The following is a 26960-nucleotide window of genomic DNA, read 5'->3' on the forward strand; positions in this document are numbered from 1 at the left end:
AGAAAACGAAGGTCAGACGCGCAGTGCGCGCAGCGTCTGGAAACTCTTGGTGATGTCGGGGATGTAGGGTGCCGGCGCCTCGTCGTTTTCGACGTAGAAATGCCGCACCCCGGCGCTGCCCTTCAGCCGGAACAGCGCCGCGAAATCGGTCACGCCCGCGCCCACCGCGGTCATGCTGCGGTCCGGGCGCATGTCCTTGACGTGATAGGCGTACAGGCGATCCGCCAGCCGCTCGATCCACGCCGCGACGTCTTCGCCCGCATGCGCCACCCAGTAGAGGTCCAGTTCCACCTTCACCAGCGCCGGGTCGGTCTCGCGGAGCAACCGCTCGTACAGGCTGACCCCGCCCGGCTTGACCGTGAATTCGAAGTCGTGATTGTGATAGGCGAAGTTCAGCCCTGCCGCCCTCAAATCATTGGCGAACCGGTTGATGTTGGGCAGCGCCGCCTGCCATCCCGCCTCGGTGCGATGCTCGTTGGTCATATAGGGCAATATCACCGTGCCCGCGCCCAGCGTCTTGGCCATCGCCACCGACTTCGCGAAATTGCCGAGCAGTGCGTCATAACCGATATGCACCGACGGCGCGGTCAGCTTCAGCCGGTCCATGGTCCGGCGCAGCATGGCATGATCCATGCTGTCATAACCGCCGCCGCCGAACTCGACCTCGCGGTAACCGATGCCCGCCACCGTCTCCAGCGTCTTGACCGGGTCCTTCTGGAACAGCTCGCGCACCGTGTAGAGTTGCAGCCCGATCGGCCCCAGCTTTGCGGCAAAGGCCGGTGCACCGACGAGGCCGATGGCGGCCAGCGACCCTGCGCCGGCCAGCAGATGACGACGATTGATGGTCATGAGCTATAGACCTTGTTGACCTGGGAATAGGGAAAGGCGCCGTTATATTCGCCCGGCACAGGCAGATATTCGCGCTCCTGCGTCATGCCGATCTCCGACGTATAGTATCCGGTGATGACAAGCTGCCGGAACGCCTCGAAGAAGGTCTTGCCGCCCGGCATCTGGTCGTTCATCGCCAGCGTCAGCAGCGCATCCTGTTGCGCCGGCGTCGCCTTGGCGGCGGACGTGCGATAGTCGCGCTGGCTGCGCGCCTCGATCGCATCCAGCCCGGCGACGATCGGCGCCCGGTCGCCCGGTTCGGCCCAGTCCGCCAGCATCTTCTCGATGAATGCCGGCACGCCCGCGGCGATCGCGCCCGGCGTGTCCGTCGTCGGCAGCACCCGCTCGCTCAGCGCGGTCATCAGCGCGCGCTGCGGCGCGGTAAAGACCGCCACGCTCGGCGGCCCCTGGTTGATCGGCGGCACCGGTTGCGCCAGCCCGGCGGCGCGCGCGATCGGTGCGAACAGGGCGCTGCCGAACATCGCGGCGACGCCCGCCAATGCGGTTCTACGGTCGATCACTGGCCCTTACCTCCCAGATCCTGTGCGATCGCCGCCTCGGTCAGTGGGCGAACCCAGATGTTGCGATAGGCGACCGGCGAGTCGTGATCCTGCAACTGTATCGGCGCGGCATCGGCATGCGCCGTGTACGCAGACACCTGCCGCCATGCGGTCGTGCCCAGCATCGCCTGATGGTTCTGCACCAGCACGCCGTTCAGGAACGCGGTGACATAGGCGGGCCGCACCAGCGAACCATCCGCCGCGAAGCGCGGCCGTTCGAACACGATGTCGTAGCTTTGCCATTCGCCGGGCTTGCGCGACGCGTTCACCAGCGGCGGCTTCCAGCCATAGACGGCACCCACCGTGCCGTCGGCATAGGTCGGGTTGTTGTAGCCATCCAGGATCTGCACCTCGTAGCGCTGCATGAACCAGATGCCGCTATTGCCCCGGTCCTGCGACGTCTTGGTCGGAGGATTGGGCGAGCGGAACTCCAGATGCATCTGCACGTCGCCGAAGCTCTGTTTGGACACCAGATTGTTTTCGCCGCCGCTTCTGGCGCGCGACGGCACGACCAGCGCGCCGTTCTCCACCGGCCACATCGCCCGCTCGCCGCGCCAGGCATCGGTCGACCGCCCGTCGAACAGCACCACCGCGTCCGATGGCGCGCCGCCCGGAGCCGCCGCCGGCGTCACCACGGCAGGCGCCGGACGGTCGGCATCATGCACCCGCCACTGCCCGCCCGGCAGCACCGGCGTATCCTTGAACCCCGGCTTCTCCTGCGCCAGCGCCGGGCCTGTGCCCAGCACCAGCATCAGGGCGGGGGCAACCTTCCGCATTCCCGTCATGCTCGCTCTCCCCCGTCGATCGCGCGATAGGCGGCGATCAGCCGCTCCTCGCCCGCGCGACCCTTTGTCGCATTGCCATGTTCCATGCCGATCACCCCGGCATAGCGTTTGTCCTTCAGCCAGCGGACGATATTGGCATAGTTGATCTCGCCCGTGCCCGGCTCGTTGCGGCCCGGATTGTCGCCGAACTGGATATAGCCGATCTCCGGCCAGCACGCCGCCAGCGTCGGGATCAGGTTCCCGGACTGGATCTGCTCATGGTAAAGATCGGCCAGGATCTTCACGCCCGGACTGTTCGCCCCGCGTGCCACCGCATAGCCTTGCGCGATGGTCTGCATATAGACGCCCGGATGGTTGGTCCGCGTGTTCAGCGGTTCCATGACCATCGCGAGCCCATGCGGCGCGACGATGTCGCCGGCTTTCCGCATCACGTCGATCACCCGCGCGGTCTGGATGTCGAGCGGCAGCTTGTTGTCCAGAAACCCCGTCACCACCGTCATCCGGTTGGCGTTCAGCCGCTTGGCGACCTCGATCGAGCTGCGGATGTCGGCCAGGAAGCCCTCGCGTTCCGCCTCGTCATTGCCGCCCAGCAGCGGCCGGGACTGCGCCCATTTGGGCATGCTGGCGACGAACACGCCCATCGTCATGCCGCGCGACGCCAGCGCCCTGGCCATCGCCTCCTGCTGGGCGACGGGGCGGCTGCGCGCCTCGTTATCCTCCCATGCGGTGAAGCCCTGGTCCGCGGCATAGGCGATCTGTTCGATCAGCCCGCCGCGACTGGCAAAGCTCCCCTCATGCGGCGCATAGCCCAGGGCGAAGCGTGCCGCGTTCGACGGGCGACGCTGCGCCCCCGCCATCCCCGCCACCAGCGACGAAGCGGCCCCCGCCGCCAGAACAGTCCGACGCGACAGCGTCATGCCCCCACCTGCATCATTTGGCCCCTTCCGCCTTCAGATAAGCGATGATCGCCGCGCGCTTGGCCGGATCGGGTGTCGCGATCGGCATCTTGGTGCCGGGCACCTTCTTCATCGGCCCGGCCAGATAAGCGTCCAGCGTCGCATCGTCCCAACGCAGCTTCGACGCCTTCATCGCCGGCGAATAGTTGAAGCCCGCAACCGACGCCGCCGGCCGCCCGACCACGCCGTGCAGGTTCGGGCCGATCCCGTTGCGACCGCCCTTGTTGACCGTATGGCACGCCTTGCACGCGGCAAATGCGGCGGGCGCGGCACCCTGCGCCTGCGTCGCCTCGGATCCGAACACCAACGCCGCCGACGCGGCTCCCATCACGGCCAGGCCGATGAGCAACTTCATGCATTCTCTCCCGGACCGATATCGGTCCATTTTCGGTCGCCCCCCGCATTGGCGAGGACCGCCTCGATAAAGTCCATCGTGCGCAATCCATCAGCCACGCCCGGATGCGCGGTCTTGCCCTCGCCGCGGATCGACCCGGCAAAGGCACGGTAAAGATTGGCAAAAGCCTCGATATAGCCTTCCGGATGACCCGAAGGTGTACGGAATTGCGCCGCCACCTCCGGCTGCAATCCCGGCCCGCCGGCGCGCAACGTCTCGGCCGGCCGGTCCAGCCAGCGCAGCACCAGCGTATTGGGCTCCATCTGCGCCCATTCCAGCCCGCCATGCTCGCCGTGGATGCGCAGGCGCAGGCCATTCTCCTCGCCCGCCGCCACCTGGCTCGCCTTCAGCACGCCGCGCGCGCCGCCCGGAAAGCGCAGCAAGGCGCTGACATCGTCGTCCAGCCGTCGCCCCGCGACATGGATCGCGACATCCGCCGACACCGACGCCGCCGCCAGCCCCGACACATGTTCCGCCAGATGAAAGGCATGCGTCCCGATATCGCCCAGGCACCCGCCCATTCCGGCGCGCGCCGGATCGGTGCGCCACTCGGCCTGCTTGTTGCCGCCGGTATCGATCGGCTGGCTCAGCCATCCTTGCAGATATTCCACCTGCACCAGCCGGATCGCGCCCAGATCGCCACGCGCCACCCGGACGCGCGCCTCCTCGATCAGCGGATACCCGCTATAGGTGAAGGCCAGCGCGAACTGCCGTCCGCTCTTGCGCGCCGCCGCGGCGATCGCCCGCGCCTCGTCGCCGCTGATCGCCATCGGCTTTTCGCAAAAGACGTGAAAGCCCGCCTCCAGCGCCGCGATCGCCATCGGCGCATGCAGATGGTTTGGCGTCACGATCGCCAGTGCATCGATCCGCTCCTCCTCGGGCAACGCCGCCTCGCGTGCGAGCAACAGGTCGAGCGAGGGATAGACGCGCGTCGCGTCCAGCCCCAGTGCCGCGCCGCTCCGCGCGTTGCGCGCTTCGTCGCTGCTGAACGCACCCGCCACCAACTGCCAGTCGCCGTCCAGTGCTGCCGCCATCCGGTGCACCGCCCCGATGAACGCGCCCTCGCCGCCGCCGGCCATGCCCAGCCGAAGTCGGCGCCCGCTCATGCGGCGCCACCATCGGTCGACAGGCCCAGGATCGATCGGATCGCGGCCCGATCCACGCCGCTCTTGGCGAAATCGTCGAACGGATGATCGGTCACGCGGATGATGTGGTCGCGGATGAACGGCGCCCCCTCACGCGCGCCGTCCTCGGCACGCTTCAACGCGCATTCCCATTCCAGCACCGCCCAGCCCGCATAGCCATATTGCGCCATCCTGCTGAATATGCCGGAAAAGTCTACCTGCCCGTCGCCCAGCGAGCGGAACCGCCCGGCCCGGTCCACCCAGTCCTGATACCCGCCATAGACGCCCGATCGCCCGGTCGGGTTGAACTCGGCATCCTTGACGTGGAAACAGGAAATCCGGTCGTGATACCGGTCGATGAAGTCGAGATAATCGAGCTGCTGCAGCACGAAATGCGACGGATCGAACAACAGCCGCGCCCGCGGATGCTCGTTCACCGCCGCCAGGAAGCGTTCCCACGATGCGCCGTCATGCACATCCTCGCCGGCATGCACCTCGAACGCGCAATCGACGCCCGCGTCCTCGAATACGTCCAGGATCGGCACCCAGCGCCGCGCCAGTTCGGCGAACGCCTCCTCCACCAGCCCTGCGGGCCGCTGTGGCCAGGGATAGACATAGGGCCAGGCCAGTGCACCGGGGAAGGTCGCATGCGCGCTCAGCCCCAGGTTGGCGCTCGCCCGCGCCGCCATCTTCACCTGCTCCACCGCCCAGGCCTGCCGCTCGGCGGGCTTGCCGTGCACCTCGGGCGGCGCGAACCCGTCGAACAGCGTGTCATAGGCGGGGTGGACGGCGACCAGCTGGCCTTGCAGATGCGTCGACAGCTCGGTCACCGCGATGCCGTGGCGGTCCAGCTTGGCCCGCAGGTCGTCGCAATAATCCCGGCTTTCGGCCGCGGTCTTCAGGTCGATCAATTGCGCATTGCACGGGATCTGCACGCCGACATAGCCCAGGCCCGCCGCCCACTCCGCCATGTTCTCCAGCGTGTCGAACGGCGCGTCCTGCCCCATGAACTGCGCAAGGAAGATTCCCGGCCCCTTCATATCCTTCATCGTGCGGCCTCCATCTTGCCAAGTGCCTTTTGGTCGTCGCGGAAGGTCAACTGGAACAGGATCGCGATCGCCGCCGCCGCGATGGCGGGATACCACCACATCTGGTGCCAGTCGGCGATGCTCGGGGTCGCTGGCAGTTGCGCATACAGCAACCCGCCGATCTGCGACCCTAGCAGCATGCCCAGCCCATAGGTGAACAGCGTCAGCATGCCCTGCGCCTGCGCGTTCACGCCCTTGGGGGTCGCGATCGTGCCCGTGTAGATCGCACCCGCGACAAAGAAGAAATCATAACATACGCCGTGCAGCGCGACGCCGACATAGATCGCCCAGAGCGAGTTCCCGCCGTCCCCGATCGCGAACAATGCGTAGCGCAGCGCCCAGGCGGCCATGCCGACCAGCAGCAGCGGCTTCACGCCGAACCGGCGATACAGCCACGGCATGGAAAACATGAACAGCAGTTCGGACATCTGCCCGATCGCCAGCGTGCCCCCGACATTCTCGATCCCCGCCGCCCCGACATAGGCTGAGGCATAGGCGTAATACATCGCCAGCGGGATCGAGATCAGCGTGGCGCAGGTCACGAAGATCAGGAACGAGCGCTGCTTCATCAGGCTGAACGCCTCGACGCACAGCACCTGCCGGACGACGCCCTCGTCGCGCGGCGTGTCGGACGCGACGTTGGGCAGGGTGAAGCTGTAAAGGCCCAGCGCCACCGACACGACGGCGGCGACCCGGAAGATTTCCGGGCTGGCCGACAGCCCGGCCCAGCCGATGATCAGCCCGGCCGTGATCCAGCCCAGCGTGCCGAACGCGCGCACGAACGGGAAATTGTCCGTCCGCTCGCCAAAGCTCTTCAGCGCGATCGTGTTCGCCAGCCCGACGGTCGGCATATAGAGGATCATGTAGCCCAGCAGCAGCCAGACAAAGGTCGTGCCGCTCTCCGGCGTGACCAATCCGGGCAGCACGAACAGGATGGCGCCGCCCACCAGATGCAGGATCACCATCAGCATGCGCGGCGCGACATAGCGGGCCGCGGCCATGCCCAGCAGGAACGATCCCACGATCGATGCGATCGGCCCTACCGAAAACGCATTGGCGATCAGGTGGCCGACGCCCACCGTCTGCATCGCCAGGCCCAGCGTCACGTTCCACGCGCCCCAGACGAAGAACTGCATGAACATCAGCGCGCTCAGGCGCCCCGTCAACCATCCGTCCGCGGGGTTCGCGGTGACGTCTATCGACCCTTCGGCAACGGCCATGCCCCAACCTCTCCTCACGCAGTTTTCCTGCTTGCTAATCATGAGGCTAAGCAGATCATGAACCCATGTAAAGGTTTACATTCGCTCAAAGGGCGGAACCCTTTCGAAAAGTCGAAAATCATGCGGCTCGGGCAGGCGCGGCGGTCCCGGCGCTGCGGCACCGTCACAGCCTCCTTTGCAAACAGCGTCTTAACGGTCGACATTGCCACCGGAATGGGCCCATGGAACGCGTCATGCCGACGATCATCGAAGTCGCAGCCATGGCGCGCGTGTCCACCGCCACCGTCTCGCGCGTGCTCAGCCAGCCGGACCGCGTGGCCGAGCCGACACGGGACCGCGTGCTCGCCGTCGTGCGCGAGCTTGGCTATGCGCCCAACGTCGCGGCCCGCACGCTGCGCACCCTGCGCGCGGCCAAGATCCTGCTGACCGTGCCCGATATCTCGAACCCCTTCTTCGCCAGCGTCATTCGCGGCGCGGAGGAGGCGGCCCGCGATGCCGGTTACGCCGTCGTTCTCGGCGACACGCGGCACGATCCGGAGGTGGAGGATCAATATGCTGCGATGCTGTCGCGGCGCGAGGTGGACGGCATGATCTTTCTCGGCCACCGCCTGCCCGAAAGCCTGCGCGTCGTCGTCTCGCGGGATGGCGCGCCGATCGTCAACGGCTGCGAATACAGCCCGGAACTCGGCGTGTCGGGCGTGTATATCGACAATGAAGCCGCCGCCACCGACATGATGGAGCATCTGATCGCGCTCGGGCACCGTGACATCGGCCTTGTCACCGGCCCGCCGATCAGTCCGCTCACCCATCACCGCCAGTCCGCGGCCCTGCTGACCGCCGCGCGTCATGGCATTGCGGATCGCGTGCACGTCCATGTCGGCGACTATTCGGCGCAATCCGGCTTCGAACAGACGCAGGCGCTGTTGGCGCGCGGCGTCAGCGCGATCTTCTGCTTCAGCGACGAGATGGCGTTCGGCGCGATCAGCGCGGTTGCCGCCGCCGGCCTGTCCTGCCCCGATGATGTGTCCGTCGCCGGATTCGACGATCTGCCGCTCGCCCGCTTCTATCAGCCCGCGCTGACCACCATCGCTCAGCCAAAGGCACAGATCGGCCGCAAGGCGGTGGAATTGCTCATGGAAACGCTGCGCCGGGACGAAACGGGGATACAGCAGGTCACCCTGCCGCACGAACTTCTGGTCCGCGGCAGCACCGCCGCTTACCGCGGAAAGGGGCAGTAACGCTCCAGAAACGCCTGGTGCGCCGGCAGCGTCGCCACCTGCCGCGCCACCTGCGCGCGCATGTCGTCCAGCACCTGCCGCAACCGCGCCTCCCCCATGATCGCCCCCATGCGGTGATAGTGCCGCGGCACCACCCCCTGCCCGATCATCACCTGCACCCAGGAATCGATGCGGAACAACTCCTCGCCCTCCTGATACGCCATCGCATTGTCGCGAAACAGCGCGATCCGCTCGCGCAGCGTGTCCGGTATCGCCATCGTCCTGGCGCGCCGCCAGAAGGCGGTGTCGTCCCGTTCGGTCAGCACGTAATGCAGCACGATGAAGTCGCGGATGCGCTCCAGGTCGGCCGCCGCCTGATCGTTGAAGCGCTTGGCCAGCGCGGTGCAGTCGCCGTCGAACGGGAACATCTGCAACAGGCGGGTGACCGCGATCATCACCAGATGGATGGCGGTGGATTCCAGCGGCTCGACGAACCCGCCGGCCAGTCCGATGGCGATGCAATTGCCCCGCCAAGCCTGCGTCCGCCGCCCCGCCTTGAAGCGGATGGTACGCGGCTCGATCAGGACCTCGCCCTCTACCGCGGACAATAGCCGCGCCCGCGCCTCGTCATCCGACAGATACGCCCGGTCATACACCAGGCCGTTCCCTACCCGGTGCTGCAACGGGATCTGCCACCGCCACCCCCCCCCATGCGCGATCGCGCGCGTATAGGGCACCGCCGGCCCCACCGCCCGCGTCTGCGTCACCACCGCCGAGTCCGTGGGCAGCCACTCGCTCCAGTCGACGAACGCCGCGCCCATCGCCTGCCCGATCAGCAGCGCGCGGAATCCGGTGCAATCGATAAACAGATCGCCCTCGATCCGCTCGCCCGACCGCAGCACGAGGGCCTGGATATCGCCGTCCCGCTCGACCCGCTCGATCAGTCCCTCGACCCGTCGGACGCCCGCCCCCTCGGCCACCCCCCGCAAATGCCTGGCATACAGCCCTGCATCCAGATGATAGGCGTAGCTCAGCTCGGGGCCTTGCCCGCCTGCCCCGAACCGCCCGGCCTCCGCTGCCTGCAACTCCAGGCAATACGCTCCCAGATCCCCCCGAACCCCTGCTCCCGCGCCTGCAGCCAGAACTGGTGGAACGCCCCCATCCACGTCCCCCGCCCCGTCTCCCCGAACGCATGAAAATACCGATCCCCGACTCGGCCCCAATCCTCGAACGCGATCCCCAGCTTGAAGCTCGCGCCGGTCTCCGCCATGAACCGCTGCTCGTCGATGCCGATCAGCCGGTGGAACGCCCGTGCTGTCGGGATGGTGGATTCCCCGACGCCGATCGTCCCGATCTCGTCGGATTCGATCAAGGTGATATCCAGCACCGATCCCAGCTGCTGCCCCAGTGCCGCGGCCGTCAGCCAGCCGGACGTTCCCCCGCCCGCGATCACCACCCGCCGCCGCTCGCTCATCGGTTCAGCCTCTGCATCACCTGTGCCCGCAACCTGCGCGCCGCCCCTTCATCCATCTCCCCGAGCGCCCCCCGCGCATGCCCCGGCAAATGCTCCGCCCCCTGCCCTGCCGGGCCGAACAGATAATAGTCGAACAGTGCGCGCCAGCTCTGCTTCTCGTTGTCGGGGCGGCTGCGAAGGCTGAGCAGTCCGTGCAGCAACGTGGTCATCGGCGTATCGACAAAGGCGGGCGTGTCGTTCCACCAATGGTTGATCATCACGTTGAAGCCGTCCAGCGCCTCCACCTGATGCCACCACAGTGCCGGATAGACGAGCACATCGCCCGGTTCGAGTTCGGCCACCACCGCGCGCTCCAGTGCCGCACGGTACCGCGGATAGCGATCCAGATCGGGGGCCCGCGGATCGACCATGCTCACCACCTGTCCGCCGGGCGTAGGGTCCAGCGGTCCGGGGTAGAGGTTGGCGATCTGATCGGGCGGGAAGAGCAGGAACCGGCGGCGCCCGACAAGCGGACACGCGATGTTGTTCGACATGTCCCAATGGGTCGCGGCCACCGTATGGTTGCCGATCCAGATGCTCGCCAACGGCCTCGTTCCACCCGGCAGGACGCCGTCCGGCACAACGGGGTTCTCGGCCCGCAAGCCGGGGAAGTAGATGTCCAGATCGGTCGAACCCAGATACACCGCATCCTCGCCGTCGCGGATGCGGGCCAGATAATCCGCCAGCGGCGCACGCCCGGCGGCAAAGTTCATCGCCGTCAGCGTGTCGTTGTAGAAAAAGCGACCTTCGATCGCCGGCTCGCCGACGAAACCTACCACCGGCCGCCCCGCATCGAAGCGCGCGAGATACGCCATCGCCGCATCCACACCGTCCCGACCTATGGCGACCAGCGGCAGATCGGCGGCGGCCCCCTTCAGCACCACCGGCGCGCCGTCGTTGATCAGGGCGGAAAAATCCACGGCATCATGTCGCAGGCCGTCGATCACGCGGACGGGGGGAAGCGCCGCCAGGTCCATCAGGCGCCAGCGAGCCGCCGGTTCTTGCGATCGATCAGATGCGGCACGTTGCCGAGCGAAGACAGCGCCCAGATCGCAGGTTGCAGATACCCCTGCGCATGCAGCCGCTCCAGCGCATCACCCGTCAGCCGGGCCAACGGCTCGGCACCGATCGCATGAAAATCGTCCAGCACGTACCGCCTGCTGTCATCGAGCACGATCTCGATCGACACCGCCTCGATCACCCCCTCGGCGTCCAGTGCAGCGAACAACGCATCATTGACCTGCGATCCCGCATGGATACGCCTGAGAACGTCCGCGACCGCTTCCAGATAGGGACTGTTGCCCCCTTGCGGCAGGAAAACCGGGCTGCCCTCTCCACCTCGGCCGACCCGCACGTGATCGAGATCGACATGGATCATCGGCTCGCCCGTGCCGCCCTCCCCGTCGCGCGGTACGCCGATGGAGAAAGGCCCGCGTTGGTGCAACGCCGGAATATAGCGCGCCTGCCACACGCCATCATCCAGAAACAGGTTTTCATCCCGGTCTAGCCCCAGCAGCGCAACCGAATGAAGCCGGCCATCTTCGGACCGCCGGAACAGGATCGGATAATCGCGCTGTGCCTCCTCCCATTCGGTCGGGAAGATCAGCGTCTGGTTTACCGCATCGCCGTAAGCAGCGCCCGGGCCGGTGATCACCGTCAGATCGTGATGATCGACATTGTTGAGAAGCACGATGTTCGTCACGAACAAACCTTATAAGCCATTGGGCGCTCGCCCGCCTATCATGCGGGCGAGCGCCATCGGCGACAATCCCCGATCAGAAGCGGAAGCGGCCACCCAGCAGGAAGCGGCGACGCAACTCCTGCCCGAACCAGAGCTGGCTTTCGTCGCGGGCATAGGTGCGCAGTTTCTGTTCCGTCAGGTTGATGCCCTCGAACGACACCGCGAAATTGGGCGTGATGTCGTAGCTGATGTTGACGTCCAGCTGACCGAACGGCTTGGTGAACTCCGGATTGCGTGAACCCTGGCGGTTGATCCCCGACAGGAACTTGTCACGCCAGTTATAGGCGACGCGCGCCGACAGCCCATATTTGTCGTAGATCAGCGTGGCGTTGAACGTATCCGACAGGCCGAGCAGCGCGAACTGATCCTCTGACGGGCTGGCGCCGATGTTGAACCCAACATCGCCGCGCACCAGCGTATAGGCCGCCCCGACACCGAACCCGGTCGATCCAAAGAAATGCTGTCCGGCAACCTCCAGGCCGTAGATCTCGGCATCCCGGTTGTTGACCGGCTGCGTCACCTGGAACTGGTACAGCACGTCGGTACCGTTGGCGATCACGTCGCGCGCGCTGTTGATCTGCTTGACGAAATCGTCGTTCAGCGAGCGGGTGGTGGTGTTGTAGTTCGCCTGGAACTGCGTGGTGGCCGCCGCGATCGACCCGGTCTGGTCGAGCAGGGCGGTCAGCGCGAACAGGTTCACGTCGCTCTGGTCGGCACCCAATGCCTGGAGCGCCGCGCGGGCCTGGCCCGACCGCGTGCCGGCCGCGCCCGAGCTGGGATCGCGCAGCCCGAACAGGTCGGAGGTGAATTGTCCGTTGCCGATGAAGTTGCGGACACGCTTGTCGAACAACCCGAGCGAGACATAGCTGTCGGGCTTGTAGTACCATTCGATCGACGCATCGAAATTGTCCGATTCCAGCGGCACCAGTTGCGCGTTGCCGGTCGATGCGGTCGCGATGCCGCCATTGGCGATCGGGCGCGGCGGGCCGTTCACGCTGGTGGAGGTGAACAGATTGCCATATTCCGGGCGGGCGATCGTCTTGCTGTACGATACGCGTCCGATCAGGTTCTGCTGCAGCTCAACCTGGAAATCGATCGACGGCAGGAAATTGTCGTAGCTGCCCCGATCGCGCAGGTAGCTGCTCTGGTTCGAGATGACGACGGTGAAGTCGTTGTCGGACACCCAGTTGATGCCCGCCGGCACCGCCACCAGAGAGATGGAGCGCGATTTGGTCTTCTCGTACCGCAAACCGCCGACCAGCGTCGCCGGTGCGTTGGCGATCTCGCCCTTCCAGGTCACCTGCGCATAGGCGGACCAGATCTTTTCCCGGACGCGATTGTCTTCGTTGGTGGTGATACCGACGGCGTTGGCGGCGCCCAGACCGGCATAATAAGGCGACAGGATGGAGTAGATGCCGGCTGCGTTGCCGCGGAAGGCGATCTGCGACTCAGGATCGTTGCCGGGATCGAACTTCCGGAACTTGCAGATCAGGCAGAAGCTTTGCAGCGCGCCGGGCGCCAGCCGTTCGACGTCGCCGGGGTTGGTGATACCCCAATCGCCCAGCGTCTGCTGGGTGGCGACGCGCGTCTGATCCATCACCGTGTTGCGGAAGTTTCCGCCGAAGTCGACACGGCTGCCGCCGCCCAGGTCCCAGCCGAAATCTGCGCGGATCTCCTTCACCCGCTGTTCCTGCGAAGAAGCGAAGGTGCGGCCGATCTGCGACCCTACCTGTGCCACCGTCAACGGCCCGTTGAGGGTGATGTTCTGCTTGGGGATGTCACCGCTATAATCCACCGAATGGGCGGTGACGACGTTCGCGCCCATGCCGACCAGTGTCGAGCTGGCGCCGTTGGGATTGTTGGGGTTGCTCGACGCCTTGCTGTAATGTCCGTCGATGTTGAGGGAGAAGTTGTCGGCGATGTCCCAGCGCATGTTCAGGCCGTAATCCTGAACACGGCTTTTCTGCGCACGGTTCTGCGCTTCGAAGCCTTCGTCCTTCGCGCCGTTGATCGTCTCGTGGAGATAGGTCGCGGTGGCGACCGTCGGATTGCCGTCGAAGCGCACCTCGTCGAACGGGCGGCTGAACCAGTTCGACAGGTCAGACCGGATTTCCTCCTGCCGGTTCTGCGCAAACAGCGCATCGGCGGTCAGGGTTACCGTTTCGATCGGCTTGAATTGCAGCACCGCCTGCCCGTTGATGCGCTCGCGGCTGCCCTCGGCATAATGGTAGCGGCTGTCGTTGGGAACGCCGACCAGCTGGTTGGGATCGGTCGGCGCGCCGGTGATGACCGTGCTGCCGTCCGACCGCACGAACCCGCCCGACAGGAAAGTGCTGTAGGGAATGATGTTCCAGTCGTTGGAGGTCGCGCTGATCGAGGTGAAGTTACGCTTCTGGTAGCTGCCGAACAGCGAAACGCCGAAACGGTCCGTCGGATCGGCCCAGTTCAGCACTCCGGACAATTCGGGCGTCACCTTCGATCCGCAATCCAGGCAACCGTCCGTGCTGGTATCGTACAGCGCCTTGGCGCCGACGCTGCCGGTCAGGCCGCCCTTGCCGTCCAGGGGACGCCGGGTGACGACGTTGATCGTCGCGCCGATGCCGCCGGTCGGGATCGCGGCCCGCCCCGTCTTGTATACCTCCAGCGTCCGCACGCCCTCCGACGCCAGGTTGGAAAAGTCGAAGGAACGGCTGGAGCCCTGCGCCGTATCGGCATTCTGGTCGCCGCCGACCACGGATACGTTCGCGGTCGCCAGCTGGCGCCCGTTGAGCGTCACCAGATTGTAGCTCGGCCCGAACCCGCGCACCGTCACCAGTGCACCTTCGCCGTTCGTCCGGTTGATCGACACGCCGGTGATGCGCTGAAGCGATTCGGCCAGGTTGGTGTCGGGGAACTTGCCGATATCCTCGGCCGAGATCGCGTCCACGATACCGGTGGAGTTGCGCTTGATCGCGATCGACCGCTCCAGGCTGGCGCGGATACCGGTCACCACGATCTCGTCGCCGGTGCCGTCCGTGGCGGCGCTTTCCGACGCCGGCGCCGTTTGCGGCGTGGTCAGCTGGCCCGCCGCCGCAGCCGGATCGGCTGTCGTGCCCGGCGGGGTCGTCGGCTGCGCGTTCGTCGCCTCCGCCCCGGTTTGCGTTTGCGCAAACGCGGTGGTCGTCAATGTGAGACAGGTGGCGACCGCCACCAGGGATACCGACCGCGCGAGCGTCGACGTGAGACCACTGGCCTTCATATTTGCCCCTCCTAATAGCGGGCCGTCCTTGTTGGGCCCATTCCTCCCACCGGTCAGATGCCGGCTTTGTGATCGCTACCATATCCCTGACGCGTGGCGCCCCGCAAGAGATAAGATTCGGTTATTTCTACATTTTTACTTCGCGGGCAAAAGTCTTTGAAAAGGCAATCCATGGCAATACTTTGGTATATTACTCCGTCAAATGATCGCCACAGCGTTCGCAAAGAGTTCGGCAGAAACCCTGCATGATGAACGGTGGCGGGGCCCGCCAAGGCAGGCCCCGCCACCGCATCACCATTCGACGCCGATCTTGCCGAAATGCGCGCCACCCATTTCGTAGCGGAATGCGTCGGCCAGAGCGTCCAGCGCAAAGCGGCGGTCGATGATCGGGCGGATCTCCGCGGCGTCCAATGCGCGAACAAAATCCTGCTGCTCACGCCTGCTCCCGACGATCAGTCCTTGCAGCCGCGCCTGCCGCGCCATCAGGGCGGCGGTCGGCACCTCCCCGCCCGCACCCGTCAACACGCCGATCAGCGAGATATGCCCGCCGACCCGCACCGCCTCGATCGACTGGGCCAGCGTCCCCGGTCCGCCGACCTCCACCACATGATCGACGCCCCGCCCCCCGGTCCAGTCGCGCACCACGCGGCCCCAATCCTGCTGCTCGCGATAGTTTAGCGTGAACGCCGCCCCCATATCCCGCGCCCGTTCCAGCTTCTCGCCCGATGAGGAGGTGATCGCCACCGTGGCCCCCATCAAGCGGGCGAGTTGCAAGGCCCAGATGGAAACACCCCCGGTGCCCAGCAGCAGGACCGTGTCACCGGCCTTGATCCCGCCATCGACGACCAGCGCGCGCCATGCCGTCAGGCCCGCGGTGGTGATCGTCGCCGCCTCTACCGCGTCGAAGCCTTTGGGCGCATGGGTGAAGGCCGTTGCGGGCAGCACCACGAACTCCTGGGCGAAGCCGTCGATGCCGTCGCCGGGCGTGCGCGAAAAGTCACCCACGGTGGGCGGCCCATCCTGCCAATCGGGAAAGAAGCAGGATACGACCATGTCGCCCACCGCGAACTCGCCGACGCCGGGTCCGACGGCCTCGACGGTGCCGGCGCCATCGGCCAGGGGGATGCGCCCGTCCGCGGCCGGCATCCGCCCGGTCGCGACGCCGAGATCGTGGAAGTTGAGCGAACTGCCGTGCAGGGCGACCCGGATCTCGCCCGGTCCCGGCTCGCCGGGATCGCGCCGGTCCTCCATCGCCAGTCGGTCGAGGCCGATCGGGGCACGTAAAGCCATTGCCTTCATGTCATGGTCCTTGTCACTGTCGCGGGGCTTCGAACGCCCGAGAACGCCCGATCGTCGCGTTTGCATTCGCCCGCCGTTCCGGTCACGTTCGCCGACGAGGATTCGGGGATCATCATGCTGAAAAAACGAACGATATTTGCAGCGCTCCTGCTGCCGGCCGCGGCTTGGGCGCAAAGCTCGCTTGAACAGGCGCGCGCCATTGCAGGCGATCCGCCCGCCGCCCGGCAACGTCTGGTGCTGGCTGATCTGCCAAAGGCGACGGGCAAGGCCACCGCGCTATTCGACGGACGCAGCCTGACCGGTTGGCAACCTTGGCTCGGCTATGCCGACCCGGCCCTGACCTATCGTGGCGATCCGAATGCGAAGCCGGTCGGCACCAGCCGCGATACGTCCGGCGACTTTGCCGTCAGGCAGGTGGACGGTGCGCCCGCGATCTGGATCAAGGGGCAGACCTGGGGCAGTCTGGTGAACACCGCGGACCTGCGCGATTATCACCTGCGCCTACAATATAAATGGGGCGCCAAGACCTGGGCACCCCGCGAAAAGGAGCCGCCGAACAACGGTTTGTTGTACCACACGCACGGCCAGCCGGGCGAGGTGTTCGGAACGTGGCGGCCGTCGGTGGAATTCGAGATCATGAAGGGGTCGACCGGCATGATCGTGATGGTCGGCGGCAAGGTGCGCGCCCGCACGACGGTGGCGCTCGACCCCTCGCTGATCGCGCCGCACCTGCGCTTCCGCACCACCGGGCGCACGGTCGACATGGTGAACGGCACCGGCACCTGGAATGTCGAGGCGGCCAGCGATGCCGAGCGCCCGATCGGTGAATGGAACACGCTCGACCTCTATGTAGTCGGCGACCGGGCGATCCATGTCGTCAATGGCGTGCCCGTGGCCGAAGCCCGCGATCTCGCGACGGTCGCGCCGGATGGCACCCGCCAGCCGCTGACGCACGGGCATATCCAGTTGCAGTCGGAAGGTGCCGAAACCTTCTTCCGCGCCATCACCGTGGAGCCAATCCGTACATTGCCCCGCATCATGGTGAAATGACGGCAAAACCACCGCTCCCGAACCTTGGCGTTCGGAGCGGTGGCGGGCGGAACGGAACCGATCCGCCGATGCTTTTTGGACCGGTATATCCGGGAGCTACGATCATGACCGACACAACACGTCGCACCTTCGTGACAGGCGCGGCGGTGGCCGCTGGCGCCGTCGCCGCGACGCAGGCGGGGGCCGCCGCACAGGGCGGCAAAGCCTCCGCTGCGACCACGCCCGCCGCGGGCGCCTATCCGAAGCCGCCCTACCCCGTTCAACGTCAACCCTGGCCGGGCCTGGCATCGAGGATGACGCCGCGCCCCGATCATGGCGAGACGAGCTACAAGGGATCGGGCAAGCTGGCGGGGAAGCGGGCCCTGATCACCGGCGGCGACAGTGGCATCGGCCGGGCCGCGGCGATCGCCTATGCCCGCGAAGGCGCCGATGTCGCGATCAACTATCTGCCCGCCGAGGAGCCCGACGCGCGCGAGGTGATCGCGCTCATCCGTGCGGAAGGGCGCAAGGCAGTCGCAATCCCCGGCGATTTGCGCGACGAACGCTTTTGCCGGCGCCTGATCCAACAGGCGGCCGAACAACTCGGTGGGCTGGACATCCTGGTCAACAACGCGGCACGGCAACAGACCCGGCCCGGTATCGCAGACATTTCCGCCCAGGATTTCGACGATACGATGAAGACGAACGTCTACGCACCCTTCTGGCTGACCAAGGCGGCCGTGGAGCGGATGGGTGCGGGCGCGGTCATCGTCAACACCTCGTCCGAACAGGCCGGCGACCCGTCCCCCGACATCGTCGACTACGCTCTGACCCGCGCCGCAGTGCTGAACTTCACCAAGAGCATGGCCAAGCAACTCGCCAGCCGGGGTATCCGGGTAAACGCCGTGGCGCCGGGACCGTTCTGGACACCGCTACAGGTGAGTGGCGGCGCAACGCCAGACAAGCTGCGCAGCTTCGGCGAGACGACACCGCTCGGCCGGGCGGGACAGCCCGCCGAGATCGCGGCGCTGTATGTCGCCGCGGCCGATCCTAGTCTCAGTTATTCCACCGGACAGATTTTCGGGTCGTCCGGCGGTAACGGTCAGCCCGCCTGATAGGGATCGCCCGGAAACGCGATCGAAACCGTTTCCGGGCAATGCCTTATTGCGGCTTCACGAACTTCAGCGTGAAGCGGTCGCTCTCGCCGATCGCGGTATATTTGGCGCGGTCGACATCCTTCAGGCGATAGGAGGGCGGCAGCGTCCACACGCCCTGCGGGTGATCGTGCGTGTCCCTGGGATTGGCGTTGACCTTCGACTCCCCGGCCAGACGGAAGCCCGCCTCCTGCGCCAGACGCACCACCGTCGAGCGCTTGATATACCCGCTCAACTTCTCCCGCGCCGCATCCATCTCCTCGGGCAACCGGTGGTCGACCACCCCCAGCACGCCCCCCGGCTTCAACGCATCGTAAAACGCCTTGAACGTCCGCGCGGCCACCGCCGGATCATCCTGCATCAACAGGTTGTGGACGTTCCGAAAGGTCAGGACCACGTCTGCGCTGCCCGCCGGCACGGTGGATACACCGGTCGCGAAATCGACCGTCCGGACCACCGTCTTGCCATAGGCGTCCGCCTTGGCGGCGAGCGCAGCGCCGGTGCGCTCCGCCTGCGATGTCGGCACCAGCGCAACATAGTGCCCGCGCCCCTTCACCATCGGCGCCAGGATAGCGGTATACCAGCCGCCACCGGGGATGAATTCGACCACCGTCTGCGTCGGTTTCACACCGAAGAAAGCCAGCGTCTCGGCAGGATGGCGATAACGATCGCGCGCCCGGTCTGCTTCGCTACGGGTAGAGGCGGCAACGGCGGCGGCAATGTCCTTGCCGGGCCGGACGGATTGCGCCGCAATTCCCGCGCTCCCCAGCGCGGCGACACAAGCGAATGCAACGATGGGACGGGACATGGCGGGCCTCTCCTGAACGGCTGACTTAGGGCGATCATGCCTCGCCATGGAGGCTGAAACAACCTCGGCACGGGGTAGGTACGGTTGCGGCCGCCATGCCGATTCAACCGCTTGGAGCCAATCTGGGTTAGCAACGTTACATGCCAGCAATAAAATGGGGGCTGCGCTGCACATCATTCATCTCGCACTCGGCGGCTGTTTGAAAGCGCCGCCTGTGACGTTCGGCATCACCGCTGATACCGGTGGCCATATCGCCTATGTTCTGGACGCTGCCGTTGCACAGGCACAGCGGCAATGCGTAAATGCGGTCAGCATCGTCACCCGCCTGTTCGATGATGCCGAACTCGGCACCGTGCATGCCCAGCGATCGGAACGGCTTGGGCCCAAGCTCACGATCGAGCGGATCGCCACCGACGATCGCCGCTATCTCGAAAAGGAGGATCTGGCGAGCGACCTTGCGGCGTTTACAGAGGCATTCTGCCGGTATCTGGCCGGACTTCCCCGCCTACCCGACGTAATCCACGCGCATTTCGCCGACGCCGCCGACGTCGCCCGCGCTGCCCAGAAGCGCTTTGGCATTCCCTTCGTCTATACCCCGCATGCGCTGGGCATCGACAAGCGCAGGCAGGGTTTTGCCGGCGATGCCCTGGAAGCACGTATCGCGGCGGAGCGGAACGCGATCATTCATGCCGATGCCATCATCGTATCGACACGGGACGAAGCGGATCGGCAGGTCGGTGGGTACGGCATCACGGCGGCGGCGCGGGTGCATTGCCTGTCGCCGGGCGTGCCACACCGTGCTGCCACCAGCGGCGAGGAGACACTCGCCGATCATCTGGGCACGTGGTTCGACGATCCCGATCTGCCCATCCTGCTCGCGATCGCCAGGCCTGTCCGCAAGAAGAACCTTGCGGCATTGCTGCGCGCCTATGTCGCCGATCCAGCGCTGCGATCCGCTGCCAACCTCGTGATCCTCGCCGGTCAGCATGACCATGCGACGGGTGAGGAACGCGCCGTGCTGGACGAGCTGGCGGCGCTGGCGGCGGATCCAGTACTTCACGGGAAAGTCGCGCTGCCCGCACGACACGGCTCGGCCGATGTCGCTGCACTTTACGCACGCGCGGGCCGGGGCGGCGTGTTCGTCAATCCCGCGCTGCATGAACCGTTCGGCTTGACCGTGATCGAGGCCGCTGCGGCGGGTGTCCCCGTGGTCGCAACCTGCAACGGCGGACCGGTGGAGATCGTCGCCGCGCTCGGCCACGGTCTGCTGGTCGATCCGCGCGACGATGCGGCGATCGCGGATGCCTGTCATACGCTCATCGGCGATGCGGATCGCCACGCCACGCTCGCCGCGTCGGCACTGGCGCGGGTCGATCGCTATAGCTGGGATCGTTATGCGGCTTCGTCGATCGCCGTCTATCGCATGGCGGGGCAGCCGCGGCTGCTGGCCTCCGATATCGACAACACGTTGACCGGCTGTGTGGAAAGCGCGCGCGCCTTTGCCGACTGGGCAGGCGTACGCGACATCCCGTTCATCGTGGCGACCGGGCGCTCGTTCCATGATGCGCGCACCGTACTTGGCGCATGGAACCTGCCTCAGCCGGATGCCTATATCGTCGATGTCGGCACGCGGATCATGCGGCGGGATGACGATGGGAACTGGCGCGCATGCCCTGATTACGCCGCACTGCTGGACCGGGACTGGGACCGCGATGCAGCGGTGAAGGCGCTGGCGCCGCTTTCGCTGACCGCGCAACCGCATGCGGTGCAGACCCGGTACAAGATCAGCTTCTTTGGCGACGAGGCCACGGTCGCCACCATCCGCCATGCGCTGGCCGATGCGGGAGTGGCCGCGCGCGTCATCTTTTCGCATGGCCACCTGATCGATGTGCTGGCACCCGCCGGCGGCAAGGCCGCTGCCATTGCCGCCTATGCCGGCCGTATGGGACTGCCCCTGTCGGCGTGTCTCGCCGCGGGCGACAGCGGGAACGATGCTGATATGCTGGCGGCGTGCGGCCACGCCATCGTCGTTGCCAATGCCGACACCGATCTCGACCATCTGGAACCGAGACCGGGATTGTACCGGACCGCGGCACCTCATGCCGCCGGGGTATTGGAGGGGCTGGCGCTGCATGGACTGGCGTCCGCACCGCTGCAGGTGGCGGCATGACCCGCCCCTTCGGCTATTTCGTCCACCATCAGGGCCGCGGCCACGCCGAACGCTGCGCCGCTATCGCCCGCGCCCTGCCGCCCGGACGCCCCCTCACCATCTTCTGCGCACGCGACGATATCTTCCCGTCGCTGCCGGAGCATGTTGAACGCATCCGCATTCCCTCGCTCTTCGAGGCAACGGGTGCGGAAGCGGGAACGATGGACTGGGTGCCGACGCCCGATACGCTGCACTGCGCGCCCCTGGGCTGGCCCGGTATACGCCGCGCGATGGCGACGATCACCGCATGGTTCGACCATGCCGACCCCGCGCTCATGATCTGCGACGTGTCTGCCGAAATCGCGCAACTGGCCCGCATCTGTTCGGTGCCGCACGTCAAGATCCTCCAGCATGGCGAACGTGGCGATCCCGGTCACCGCGCGGCCTATGACGGTGCTGCCGGACTGCTCGCGCCCTTTCATGCCGATCTTGCGCAGAGCGACTGGGATGCCGGAATGCGCGCCCGTACCTGCTTTGCCGGCGGCCTTGGCGTGGACACCCGCGTATCCGAGCGCGAAGTGGCTCGCCAGCGCGTCGGCATCGCACCGGGAGAGGAAATGATCCTCGTGGTTGCGGGCGGCGGCGGCGGTGGTTTCGCGCAGGCGCCGCTCGGTGTCGGCGCACGCACCCGCCCCAACGCGCGCTGGATCACCATCGGCCCGGTGCAGCGCGACTGGCATGCGACCGAACCTGCCAATATCGAACATCGCGGCTGGGTGGATGATGCGGCGGATCATATCGCCGCGGCGGACATCGTCATCGCCTCGACGGGCAACACCACCTGTCAGCAGATTTTGGCCGCCGGCCGCCCCTGGCTGGCGGTACCCGAATGGCGCTATTTCGACGAACAGCATTGCAAGGCCGACGCGCTCGCCCGCGCTGGTGTCGCCACCGTCCGCCCCCATCTGCCATCCTCGGCCAGCGGGTGGAGCCAGGCGCTGGCCGACACGCTGGCTGCCCATGACCCCCACCGGCAACGCAGCATGATCGACGATGCACCTGCCGAGGCGACCGCCCACTGGCTGGAGGCGCTTGCCGACCGGCTGTGGACGCCCTGTTCCACCCCCGCCCCTTCCCACCCCATGCCGAACGAGCAACCATCCGCATGACCCAGATCTCCGTTGTCACCTTGGCCAAGGGCCGCCCCGACCACCTCGTCAACCTCGTCCATGGCCTGTCCCGGCAGACGCAGCAGCCCGCCGAACTGATCGTCGCGGTGATGCAGGATGCGCTCTATGTGCTGCCCGAAGCGCCCTTTCCCATTCGGCAGATGCAGATCGTCGGCGACGCGCTGCCCCTGGCCCAAGCGCGCAACGCTGCGGCGCGCGCCGCCATTGGCGAGATGATCGTCTTTCTGGACATGGACTGCATCCCAACGCCGACGCTGGTCGCGGACTATGCCGGGTTCCTGGCCGACTATGACGGGCTGTTGATGGGCGAGGTCATGTATCTGCCGGGCGGTGCCACGGCCGGTGACTGGTCCTTCGACCGTTTTGCCGAGGTCGCGGTGAAGCATTCCGACCGCCGCGGTCCCCCGCCCCGCGGGATTGAGCGGTGCGAGGATTATCGCTGCTTCTGGTCGCTCAACTTCGCGATGCGGCGCGACACCTTCCTGGGCGTCGGCGGGTTCGATGAACGCTATGCCGGCTATGGCGGCGAGGATACCGATTTCGGCAAGACGCTGGATCAGGCGGGTGTGCCGATCGCCTGGGTCAAGGGCGCGCTGGCGTATCATCAATATCATCCGCATCACATGCCGCCCGTCCACCATCTGGACAGCGTGGTACGCAATGCGCAGCTCTTCGAGGAGAAATGGGGCTATCGCACCATGGGTCACTGGCTGCATGCCTTTGGCCTGATGGGCCTGATCGACCATGCGCCGGGCCGGCCGATCCGCATCCTGCGCCGCCCCGATGCCGAGGATCTGACCTTGACCGGGCAGCAGAGCCATCAGCCCTATGCCAACACCGCCACCGTCATCCGCCTGCTGGAAGCGCGCGTCGCAGCATGAGGATCGCGGTCCTCGGCCATGTCCGCCAGCGCATCGCGCAACCCTTCGCCGGGGGCATGGAGTCGCATTGCTGGCATCTGGCGGCGGGGCTTCAGGCGCGCGGCCATGATGTCGTGCTGTTCGCGTCCGGCGACAGCGATCCCCGCTTCACCATCGATCCCGTCCTGCCGACCCATTACGAGGCGACCTTCCCCTGGGCGGAGCATCGCGGCTCTGCGCCGCTGATCGCACATCTTGACGGCGGCTATGACGCAGCATGCGACCGGATCGCGGCCGGCGGGTTCGACGTCGTGCACAATAACAGCCTGCACCGCTTCCCGATCGAGCCGCGGCGCACGGCCACGGTGCCGACCGTGACCTCGCTCCACGTTCCGCCCTATGACGCGCTGCATTGGTTCGTCCGGGCGAGCGCAGTGCCGACCCACCGGTTGACCGTGACCTCCGCCCGGCAACGCACCGCATGGTGGCCGGAGGGGGCGCCGCCCGAGGCATCCGTGCTGCACAATGGCATCGACCCCGCCCTGTGGCCGTTCGTGCCCCAAGGCGACGGCAGCGCCGCGTGGTGCGGGCGGATCACCCCGAACAAGGGCCCGCATCTGGCCGCGCAGGCAGCGCGGATCGCGGGCGTGCCGCTCACCCTGTTCGGCCCGGTCGAGGACCCCGACTACTGGCATGCCGAGGTAGAGCCGCTGCTCGGCGGCGACATCCGCTATGGCGGGCATCTGGGCGGCGCGAGCCTCGCCGCCGCGATCGGCCAAGCCTCCGTCTTCGTCTTCACGCCCTGCTGGGACGAGCCTTTCGGGCTGGTAGCGGTCGAGGCGATGGCATGCGGCCTGCCCGTTGCCGCATTCGACATGGGCGCCGCGCGCGAAATCGTCGGTGAGGCCGGATGCTTCGCCACCGCCGGCGACGTTCCCGGACTGGCGGACGCGATCCTCACGGCCATGGCCCTGCGCCGTGACGTGCCCCGCAAGCGCGTGGAGCGATCCTTCACCCACGACCTCTGGCTGGACCGCTGCGAGGCCTTGTACCGCGACGTGGCCACCGCGCGGACGCCGCTCGCCGCATGACGACGGCCAACTCTATCCAGCCTGCCCTCGACCAGCTGTATCGCACCCATGTCGGGCCCGGCGACCCCTATGCCCTGGTCGATTTTCCGGACCACGCCAATGTCGGCGACAGCGCGATCTGGCTCGGCGAAGTCGCGATGCTGCGCAGGGTAACCGGGCGCGAGCCCGCCTATGTCTCCACATGGCATGATTTCGATGTTGAGGCTTTTCGCCGCGCCTGTCCGACGGGGACGCTGTTCCTTCATGGCGGTGGCAATCTCGGCGATATCTGGCCGCACCATCAGCAGTTCCGCGAGCATATCCTGGCGACGGTCCATGACCGCGCGGTGGTGCAGTTGCCGCAGTCCATCCACTTCCGGAACCCCGACGGCGTGGCGGACTTTGCCAGCCTCGCCACCGAACATCCCGATTTCACGCTCTACGTCCGCGACCGGCCAAGCCTCGATTTCGCAAACGCGCGCCTGTCCTGCCCCACGCATCTCGCCCCCGATTCCGCCTTCGCGCTGGGGCGCCAGCCGCGCGCACCCGCAGATTGCGACGTCCTGATGCTGCTGCGCACCGACGACGAGCGGCGCGATCATGCCACGATACCGTCCGCCGGCAACACCATGGTCGATTGGCTGGAGGACGATCCCGACCTGCCCCGCGCCTTTACGTCGCAGGCCAAGGCACGCGTCGACCGCGGTCTGCGCCTGCTGTCGCGTGGGCGCGTCATCGTGACCGATCGGCTGCACGGCCATATTCTGGCCGACCTGCTCGGCATTCCCCACGTCGTGCTCGACAACGACTATGGCAAGATCGCCGCCTATCTGGCGGCATGGGCGGGGTCGGAACGGGTGCCGGCGATCCGCGCCACGACCATGGCGGAGGCGGAGCGCGCGGCCGCGCAACTGGCATGATCGAAATCTCACTGCTGATCTGCACCCGCAACCGCAGCACCTCGCTCGGCACGACGCTGGCCTCGGTCGCCCATGCGGTCGCGCAGGCACCCGATACGGCCGTCGAGGTGATCCTGGTCGACAATGGATCGAGCGACGATACACCCGACGTGCTGGCCAGCTGGCGCGCAGCACAAGCCTTCCCCGTCCGGCTGGTCCGGGAGGATCGCCCCGGCCTCGCCGCCGCGCGCAATGCCGGCCTGGCCGTGGTGCGGGGGCGGATCATCGCAATGACCGACGACGATTGCGTCCTGCACGCCGACTATCTCCCCGCGCTTGTCCGTGCCTTCGATGAAGCAACCGGTCCGGCGGTGATCGGCGGGCGCATCCTGCTCGGCGATCCACGCGACCTGATGGTCACGGTGAAGCTGGAGGATCACCCGATGGTCGCCGACCCCCGCGGCTTTCCCGGCGGTTTCGTCATGGGCGCCAATCTGGCGTTCGGCGCGGACGTGCTGGCGCTGGTCGGACCGTTCGACGAACGTTTCGGCGCCGGTGCGCCCTTCGTCGCGGCGGAGGATACCGATTTCCTGTTCCGCGCCACGGGGCTGGGCATTCCCCTGCGCTACGATCCGCGCATGACGGTCGATCATCATCACGGCCGCCGCGACACGCGCGAGGAACGGCAATTGCTGACCGGCTACAGCTTCGGCGACGGGGCGCTCTATGCCAAGCATCTGTTCCGCGATGGCCGGGTGCTGCGTGCGATCATGCGCGACGTCGGCGACCTGCGCCGCGACCTGCGCGATCCGGTAAGGACGCATGCCGGCATCCGCCGCTTCTACGGCTTCCGACTGTTCCACAAGGCGCGCGGCCTCTACGCCTATTGGCGCCGGTCAGGCGTCACCAGGCCAGGGCCAGCGACAACGTAGCATGGGGCACCAGGGTCGCGGTGGTGCCCGCCGGCGCATCCAGCCGGCGCAGGCGATCGTCGCGGACCAGTGCCAGTATCTCGGCCTGTACCGTCGCCTTGGTCCCGCCGATCCGCACCGGCTGCGCCAGCGACAGGCCGCCGCTGGCATAGGCGCGGTCGCCACTGTCGGCGGCATAGAAGCCGTGCCAGCCGACGCCGCCCATGACAGGCACGGCCAGCGTCGGCCCATCCTCCCGCGCCGTCAGCGCAAAGGACGGCGCGATCCCGCCGATCGTGTAGAAGCCGCCCTGCCCGCGCGTTCGCCGCGTCACCGCGAAACGCGGCTTCAGCCAGCCGATCGCATCGTCGCCGGTGTAGAGAAAGGTCGCACTCGCCTCATGCGTGGTCGATGCGATGCCGTTAGGACTGGCCTTGATCGCATAGGCGAGCGCAGCTGTCAGCCCCGCGGCGGGACGCCAAGCCAGGCTGACGATCGAATTGCTCTCATACCATGCGCGCGGCGACGCCCGTTCATCCGCCCGCGGCGCATGGAAGCCGTTGGAGCTTTGCCCGACCAGAAACAGATCGCCCGCACCGCCCTGCCCCCGCCGGAAGGCCAGCGCGCCACCGATCGACAGATGCACCGGCACCCGGTCCAACCCGGCGTCGTCGTCGTCATACGCTCCGCGGGCATAATCGCCATTGCGCACGTCGAACGAGATGACGGGATGCACGGTGCCTTCCCGAACATCGATTTCGGACAGCGTCGCATCCTCGGTATCCACGAACGGGATCGTCTGCGCCGCCGCCGGTGCGGCGGCCAGACACGCCGCCGCTACCGGGATCGTCACCCTCCAGGCTGGGG

The 26960-nt window shown here is 66.7% G+C and carries 25 protein-coding genes; 9 read left to right on the top strand and 16 right to left on the bottom strand.

Going from position 1 to position 26960, the window contains the following annotated elements; translation table 11 throughout:
- Positions 1-12: 12 nt before the first annotated feature.
- From NPJ82_RS08820 to NPJ82_RS08855, 8 genes are read right to left on the bottom strand one after another with little or no spacing between them, the layout of a single operon-like run.
- A complete protein-coding gene (locus NPJ82_RS08820; protein ID WP_342657055.1) occupies positions 13-849 on the bottom strand; it encodes a sugar phosphate isomerase/epimerase in 837 nt (278 codons plus the stop codon).
- Entirely contained in the window at positions 846-1409 is a 564-nt protein-coding gene (locus tag NPJ82_RS08825) for a gluconate 2-dehydrogenase subunit 3 family protein (RefSeq protein ID WP_112383272.1), read from the bottom strand. The genes NPJ82_RS08820 and NPJ82_RS08825 overlap by 4 nt, the downstream gene beginning before the upstream one ends.
- Positions 1406-2233 (bottom strand): DUF1080 domain-containing protein, encoded by an 828-nt coding sequence (locus NPJ82_RS08830; protein ID WP_342657056.1) that lies wholly within the window; start codon positions 2231-2233, stop codon positions 1406-1408. The genes NPJ82_RS08825 and NPJ82_RS08830 overlap by 4 nt, the downstream gene beginning before the upstream one ends.
- A complete protein-coding gene (locus NPJ82_RS08835; protein ID WP_342657057.1) occupies positions 2230-3150 on the bottom strand; it encodes a TIM barrel protein in 921 nt (306 codons plus the stop codon). The genes NPJ82_RS08830 and NPJ82_RS08835 overlap by 4 nt, the downstream gene beginning before the upstream one ends.
- Positions 3151-3163: 13 nt before the next feature.
- Positions 3164-3544 carry a c-type cytochrome gene (locus NPJ82_RS08840; protein WP_112383275.1) on the bottom strand — a complete coding sequence of 127 codons (381 nt, stop codon included), beginning with the start codon at positions 3542-3544 and terminating at the stop codon, positions 3164-3166.
- Positions 3541-4689 (bottom strand): Gfo/Idh/MocA family oxidoreductase, encoded by a 1149-nt coding sequence (locus NPJ82_RS08845; protein WP_342657058.1) that lies wholly within the window; start codon positions 4687-4689, stop codon positions 3541-3543. Before NPJ82_RS08845 ends, NPJ82_RS08840 begins: the two co-directional genes overlap by 4 nt.
- Positions 4686-5756, bottom strand: coding sequence for a sugar phosphate isomerase/epimerase (locus NPJ82_RS08850; RefSeq protein WP_342657059.1), 1071 nt, complete (start codon positions 5754-5756; stop codon positions 4686-4688). Before NPJ82_RS08850 ends, NPJ82_RS08845 begins: the two co-directional genes overlap by 4 nt.
- Positions 5753-7015: an MFS transporter gene (locus NPJ82_RS08855; RefSeq protein ID WP_342657060.1), complete on the bottom strand. Its 1263-nt coding sequence runs from the start codon at positions 7013-7015 to the stop codon at positions 5753-5755. Before NPJ82_RS08855 ends, NPJ82_RS08850 begins: the two co-directional genes overlap by 4 nt.
- Before the next feature lie 233 nt (positions 7016-7248).
- On the opposite strand from NPJ82_RS08855, the gene NPJ82_RS08860 reads away from it, so the two are divergent.
- A complete protein-coding gene (locus tag NPJ82_RS08860; RefSeq protein ID WP_342657061.1) occupies positions 7249-8253 on the top strand; it encodes a LacI family DNA-binding transcriptional regulator in 1005 nt (334 codons plus the stop codon).
- On the opposite strand, the gene NPJ82_RS08865 is transcribed toward NPJ82_RS08860, so the two are convergent.
- The 6 genes from NPJ82_RS08865 to NPJ82_RS08890 form a co-directional block, all read right to left on the bottom strand.
- Positions 8232-9317: a tryptophan halogenase family protein gene (locus tag NPJ82_RS08865; protein ID WP_342657062.1), complete on the bottom strand. Its 1086-nt coding sequence runs from the start codon at positions 9315-9317 to the stop codon at positions 8232-8234. The genes NPJ82_RS08860 and NPJ82_RS08865 overlap by 22 nt on opposite strands.
- Positions 9263-9706 (bottom strand): tryptophan 7-halogenase, encoded by a 444-nt coding sequence (locus NPJ82_RS08870; RefSeq protein WP_342657063.1) that lies wholly within the window; start codon positions 9704-9706, stop codon positions 9263-9265. Before NPJ82_RS08870 ends, NPJ82_RS08865 begins: the two co-directional genes overlap by 55 nt.
- Positions 9703-10722 (bottom strand): cupin-like domain-containing protein, encoded by a 1020-nt coding sequence (locus tag NPJ82_RS08875; protein WP_342657064.1) that lies wholly within the window; start codon positions 10720-10722, stop codon positions 9703-9705. Before NPJ82_RS08875 ends, NPJ82_RS08870 begins: the two co-directional genes overlap by 4 nt.
- Positions 10722-11447, bottom strand: a complete 726-nt coding sequence (locus NPJ82_RS08880) for a SapC family protein (protein WP_342657065.1) — start codon at positions 11445-11447, stop codon at positions 10722-10724. The genes NPJ82_RS08875 and NPJ82_RS08880 overlap by 1 nt, the downstream gene beginning before the upstream one ends.
- Positions 11448-11520: 73 nt before the next feature.
- Positions 11521-14724, bottom strand: a complete 3204-nt coding sequence (locus NPJ82_RS08885; protein WP_342657066.1) for a TonB-dependent receptor — start codon at positions 14722-14724, stop codon at positions 11521-11523.
- 291 nt (positions 14725-15015) lie between these two features.
- On the bottom strand, positions 15016-16023 hold the full coding sequence (locus tag NPJ82_RS08890; protein ID WP_342657067.1) for an NAD(P)-dependent alcohol dehydrogenase: 1008 nt from the start codon (positions 16021-16023) through the stop codon (positions 15016-15018).
- Between the two features lie 114 nt (positions 16024-16137).
- On the opposite strand from NPJ82_RS08890, the gene NPJ82_RS08895 reads away from it, so the two are divergent.
- Positions 16138-17073 (top strand): DUF1080 domain-containing protein, encoded by a 936-nt coding sequence (locus tag NPJ82_RS08895; RefSeq protein WP_342657068.1) that lies wholly within the window; start codon positions 16138-16140, stop codon positions 17071-17073.
- 104 nt (positions 17074-17177) lie between these two features.
- Entirely contained in the window at positions 17178-18167 is a 990-nt protein-coding gene (locus NPJ82_RS08900) for an SDR family oxidoreductase (RefSeq protein WP_211368610.1), read from the top strand.
- 46 nt (positions 18168-18213) lie between these two features.
- On the opposite strand, the gene NPJ82_RS08905 is transcribed toward NPJ82_RS08900, so the two are convergent.
- On the bottom strand, positions 18214-19014 hold the full coding sequence (locus tag NPJ82_RS08905; protein ID WP_342657069.1) for a methyltransferase: 801 nt from the start codon (positions 19012-19014) through the stop codon (positions 18214-18216).
- 214 nt (positions 19015-19228) lie between these two features.
- On the opposite strand from NPJ82_RS08905, the gene NPJ82_RS08910 reads away from it, so the two are divergent.
- From NPJ82_RS08910 to NPJ82_RS08935, 6 genes are read left to right on the top strand one after another with little or no spacing between them, the layout of a single operon-like run.
- Positions 19229-21184: an HAD-IIB family hydrolase gene (locus NPJ82_RS08910; protein ID WP_342657070.1), complete on the top strand. Its 1956-nt coding sequence runs from the start codon at positions 19229-19231 to the stop codon at positions 21182-21184.
- Positions 21181-22332, top strand: coding sequence for a glycosyltransferase (locus NPJ82_RS08915; RefSeq protein ID WP_342657071.1), 1152 nt, complete (start codon positions 21181-21183; stop codon positions 22330-22332). Before NPJ82_RS08910 ends, NPJ82_RS08915 begins: the two co-directional genes overlap by 4 nt.
- Positions 22329-23234: a galactosyltransferase-related protein gene (locus NPJ82_RS08920; protein WP_342657072.1), complete on the top strand. Its 906-nt coding sequence runs from the start codon at positions 22329-22331 to the stop codon at positions 23232-23234. Before NPJ82_RS08915 ends, NPJ82_RS08920 begins: the two co-directional genes overlap by 4 nt.
- Positions 23231-24304 carry a glycosyltransferase gene (locus NPJ82_RS08925; protein WP_342657073.1) on the top strand — a complete coding sequence of 358 codons (1074 nt, stop codon included), beginning with the start codon at positions 23231-23233 and terminating at the stop codon, positions 24302-24304. The genes NPJ82_RS08920 and NPJ82_RS08925 overlap by 4 nt, the downstream gene beginning before the upstream one ends.
- Positions 24301-25203 (top strand): polysaccharide pyruvyl transferase family protein, encoded by a 903-nt coding sequence (locus tag NPJ82_RS08930; protein WP_342657074.1) that lies wholly within the window; start codon positions 24301-24303, stop codon positions 25201-25203. Before NPJ82_RS08925 ends, NPJ82_RS08930 begins: the two co-directional genes overlap by 4 nt.
- The gene (locus NPJ82_RS08935) at positions 25200-26114 is read left to right on the top strand and encodes a glycosyltransferase family 2 protein (RefSeq protein WP_342657075.1); all 915 of its coding nucleotides are present in this window, start codon (positions 25200-25202) and stop codon (positions 26112-26114) included. The genes NPJ82_RS08930 and NPJ82_RS08935 overlap by 4 nt, the downstream gene beginning before the upstream one ends.
- Here NPJ82_RS08935 and NPJ82_RS08940 read toward each other — a convergent pair.
- A complete protein-coding gene (locus tag NPJ82_RS08940; protein WP_342657076.1) occupies positions 26086-26946 on the bottom strand; it encodes a hypothetical protein in 861 nt (286 codons plus the stop codon). The genes NPJ82_RS08935 and NPJ82_RS08940 overlap by 29 nt on opposite strands.
- Positions 26947-26960 lie beyond the last annotated feature (14 nt).

This window comes from Sphingomonas sp. NY01, assembly GCF_038809135.1.
Classification (GTDB): domain Bacteria; phylum Pseudomonadota; class Alphaproteobacteria; order Sphingomonadales; family Sphingomonadaceae; genus Sphingomonas; species Sphingomonas carotinifaciens.